This is a genomic window from Gammaproteobacteria bacterium, assembly GCA_013003425.1.
In the GTDB taxonomy this organism is placed as follows: Bacteria; Pseudomonadota; Gammaproteobacteria; order Steroidobacterales; family JABDKV01; genus JABDJB01.
This window is the reverse complement of sequence record JABDJB010000080.1, coordinates 1-4,041: the sequence shown is the minus strand read 5'-3', so window position 1 is coordinate 4,041 and position 4,041 is coordinate 1. Positions and strand designations below refer to the sequence as shown.

Here is a 4,041-nt window from a genome sequence, read left to right as displayed (position 1 = left end):
AGCACGAGGTGGTCCCAGAGAGTGATGAGACGCCGGCGATCCTGTACGTAGATCTGCACCTGGTCCACGAGGTCACTTCACCGCAGGCGTTCGCTGCGCTACGCAACCGTGGTCTTACGGTGCGGCGGCCGGAGCGCACGCTCGCGACGATGGATCATTCCACGCCGACCCGGGCGGATGTTCTTTATGGCGGACTGCCAGCCGGGCCGGCACGCGACCAGATCAACATGCTGCAAAAAAACTGCCGCGACTTTGGCATCGAGCTGCATGATCTGGACAGCAAGCAGCGCGGCATCGTGCACGTGATGGGGCCGGAGCTTGGGGCAACCCAGCCGGGCAGCACTATTGTGTGCGGCGACAGCCACACCAGCACGCACGGTGCGTTTGGCGCGCTGGCGTTTGGAATTGGCACCACCGAAGTGGCGCATGTGCTTGCGACCCAGTGCCTGCTGCAGCGCAAGCCCAGGACGCTGGCGGTAAATGTTTCCGGGCGGTCCGCGGCCGGCGTGTCGGCGAAAGACCTGGTGCTGGCGATTATCGGCAAGCTGGGCGTTGGTGGTGGTACCGGGCATGTCATTGAGTATCGCGGCGCGGCCATTGCCGGTCTCGACATGGAGCAGCGTATGACCGTCTGCAATATGTCGATCGAGGCCGGCGCCCGTGCCGGGTTGATCGCGCCCGATGATACGACATTCGAATACCTGGCCGGTCGGCCGATGACGCCGACCGGTGTGCAGTGGGACCATGCCTTGGCGAACTGGCGTGAATTGCCGACTGAGGCGGGCGCCGAGTTCGACCGCGAGATCGACATCGACGCCGCGGCGCTGGAACCGATGCTGACTTACGGCACCAACCCGGGCATGGTGCTGCCAATAACCGGTCGCGTGCCGCAGGCCAACGGCGACACCGGTATGCGCCGCGCGCTGGACTACATGGGGCTGAATCCCGGCGAAGCGCTGATCGGCCGTCCGGTTGATGTGGTCTTTGTGGGTAGCTGTACCAATGGCCGCCTGAGCGATCTGCGCGATGTTGCCACGGTGCTGGCCGGTCGCCGCGTTGCCGATGGCGTACGCATGCTGGTGGTCCCCGGCTCCCAGGACATCAAGCGTCAGGCCGAATCAGAAGGGCTCGACCGCGTATTTACCGACGCCGGCGCCGAGTGGCGTGAATCCGGCTGCTCGATGTGTATTGCGATGAACGGCGATCGCGTTGCCGCCGGCCAGTACGCGGTGAGCACCAGCAACCGCAACTTCGAAGGCAGGCAGGGCGCCGGGGCGCGCACGCTGCTGGCCAGCCCGCTAACCGCCGCTGCGGCTGCCGTTGCCGGCAAAATCAGCGACCCGCGCGAGTACCTCCGATGAACCCCATTGAACCGCTGACACAGCTGACTTCGAAGACCGTGGTGTTACCCAACGCCGATATCGATACAGACCAGATCATCCCGGCGCGTTTTCTGACCACTACCGAAAGCGCCGGCCTGGGCCAGCACGCATTTTCGGACTGGCGCTTTGATAGTGACGGCAGCCCAAAACCCGATTTTGTACTCAACCGGCCGGAGGCAGGCGGTTGCGAGGTGCTGGTGGCTGGTGACAACTTTGGCTGCGGCTCGTCACGCGAACACGCGGCATGGGCGCTGCGCGATTTCGGCTTTCGGGCCGTGATCAGCACGACTATTGCAGATATTTTTCGCTCCAATGCGCTGAAAAACGGCATCGTTCCGGTTGAGGTCGATACGGCGACACAGCAGTGGCTGTTTGAAAATCCCGGCGCGGAGGTAACCATCGACATTGGCCATCGACAACTGCAGTTGCCTGACGGACGCAGGTGCGAGTTTGCCATCGACGATTTTGCCCGTTATTGCCTGCTGTATGGCGTCGACCCGCTTGGCCACCTGTTGAGCCAGGAAAAAGCCATTAACGATTACGAAAGGGCGCATCATTGCACGCCCTGATAACGGTCCTGCCGGGTGACGGTGTCGGCCGGGAAGTTACTGCCGAAGCGGTGCGCGTGCTCGACGCGGTCGCCAGCCGTTACGGCCATCACTTTGAGTTCCGTGAAGCGCTGATAGGCGGCGCGGCGATCGAAGCCGGTGAAGCGCCGCTGCCAGATCCGACGCTGCAGCTGTGCCGCGAGTCGGCCGGCGTCCTGCTCGGTGCCGTTGGCGGGCCGCAATGGGACGATCCGTCCGCGGCAGTGCGACCGGAACAGGGCTTGCTGGGTCTGCGCCAGGGTCTGGAGCTGTACGCCAACCTGCGACCACTGGCACCGCATCCACAGGTGCTCGACGCATCGCCGCTAAAACCTGAGCTGTTGCACGGTGTCGATATCCTGTTCGTGCGTGAGCTCACCGGCGGTATTTATTTTGGCGCCAAGACGCAAAGTGAAACCGCAGCGAGCGATCTGTGCGAATACACGCTGCCGGAAATCGAACGCGTCGTGCGGCTGGCCGCCCGGCTGGCGCAGAAGCGCCGCGGCAAGCTGACGTCAGTCGACAAGGCCAACGTGCTGGCAACCTCGCGGCTGTGGCGCGCGACGACCGATCGCATAGTTGCCGAGGAATTTGCGAGTCTTGAGCTGGAGACATTGCTGGTCGACGCAGCTGCCATGCATCTACTTCAGCGGCCGCGTGATTTCGATGTGATAGTTACGGAAAACATGTTCGGCGATATCCTCACCGATGAAGCGTCCATGCTGGCCGGTTCGATGGGGTTGTTGCCATCCGCTTCGCTGGGTGACGGCGGGCCCGGCGTTTATGAGCCCATCCACGGTTCGGCGCCGGATATTGCCGGTCGGGGTGTCGCCAATCCCTGCGCCTCGATACTCAGCGCCGCCATGCTGCTGCGTCACTCGCTGAACATGGAGCCGGAAGCGGCTGCCGTCGAAGCGGCCGTCGCCGCAACGATCGAGGCGGGTATCGTCACTCCCGACCTGGCACGCGGCAGCGAGGGCGGCTCGACCGCCGAAGTCGGGACCGCCATCGCCGCAGCCGTCAGCGCCGCAACGGCCGGCCGCGCAAGCAACCAATAGGGGCGGTTTCAGCCCCGACTGCTTTCAACCGGCTCTGGTGGGAGCGGCTTCCAGCCGCGACTGCCTTGGAACAAGGGTTAGCGGCGGTCTTACAAGACGCTATTCACCGGCGCCTCCGACAAGTCGGCGCCGGCAAACTCCGTCTTCTTTCCCGCCGCACTGTTACCGTTATGAAGCCTGCTGGTTGCGGCATTTGGCGGGTGCCGTGTGGTGACCAGCGTCGCGGCTGGTGGTGGGTGGCAGGGTAGAAGGAGTCAAACCAGCCGGGCCGGTTCGACAGGTTGCTACACCAGTCTGGTAAAGGCACGTACAATTGCGCACATGCTGAAGAAAATACTGATTGTCGTGGCGGTGCTGGTCGCCGCTGACCTGCTCGCGGTGTTCCTGTTTCCGGGGGCGGCGTACCAGCTGGCAATGGACGCCGAGCGGGCGCTTGCCGGTCTGCATACGCGCGAGATCGAAGTCGACGGTATCCGCTACAGCTACACCGACAGCGATGAGGGTGAGCCGTTATTGCTGCTGCACGGATTCACCGCTGACAAAGATCACTGGACCCGCGTGGCACGGCACCTGACTGACAAGTTTCGTGTTATCGCGCCAGATTTGCCTGGCTTTGGCGCCAGCACCCGTGACCCGCAGCTGGATTACTCAATTGATGCTCAGGCACAGCGGGTGGCTGCTTTCGCTGACGCGCTCGGTCTGCAGCAGTTTCACCTTGGTGGCAGTTCGATGGGCGGCGCGATTGCTGCAGTCTTGTCCGCGCGTTACCCGCAGCGGGTGCAGAGCCTGTGGCTGCTGGCCCCGGGCGGGGTAACTGCTGACGAGGTCAGCGACATGGAAAGCATGTTGCTGGGCGGTGGCGACCATCCGCTGATTCCGGCCAGCCGGGAAGAATTCGAGGCGACGCTGGATTTCGTGTTCGAAAAGCGGCCCTTTCTGCCGGGCCCGCTGCGTCGGCACCTGAGTGAAGTGGCGGCAGAACGGCAGCAGCTGCGACTCCAGATCTTTGCCGAC

4 protein-coding genes are annotated in these 4,041 nt (G+C 63.5%); all 4 read left to right on the top strand.

The window, feature by feature from the left end; genetic code table 11:
- Positions 1–8 precede the first annotated feature (8 nt).
- A complete protein-coding gene (gene leuC, locus HKN06_11545; protein ID NNF61945.1) occupies positions 9–1,361 on the top strand; it encodes a 3-isopropylmalate dehydratase large subunit in 1,353 nt (450 codons plus the stop codon).
- Positions 1,362–1,366: 5 nt separating this feature from the next.
- Positions 1,367–1,951 (top strand): 3-isopropylmalate dehydratase small subunit, encoded by a 585-nt coding sequence (gene leuD / locus HKN06_11540; GenBank protein NNF61944.1) that lies wholly within the window; start codon positions 1,367–1,369, stop codon positions 1,949–1,951.
- The gene (gene leuB / locus HKN06_11535) at positions 1,939–3,027 is read left to right on the top strand and encodes a 3-isopropylmalate dehydrogenase (GenBank protein ID NNF61943.1); all 1,089 of its coding nucleotides are present in this window, start codon (positions 1,939–1,941) and stop codon (positions 3,025–3,027) included. The genes leuD and leuB overlap by 13 nt, the downstream gene beginning before the upstream one ends.
- A gap of 321 nt (positions 3,028–3,348) precedes the next feature.
- Positions 3,349–4,041: alpha/beta fold hydrolase (locus HKN06_11530; protein NNF61942.1), on the top strand; the 693-nt coding region annotated here is incomplete at its 3' end.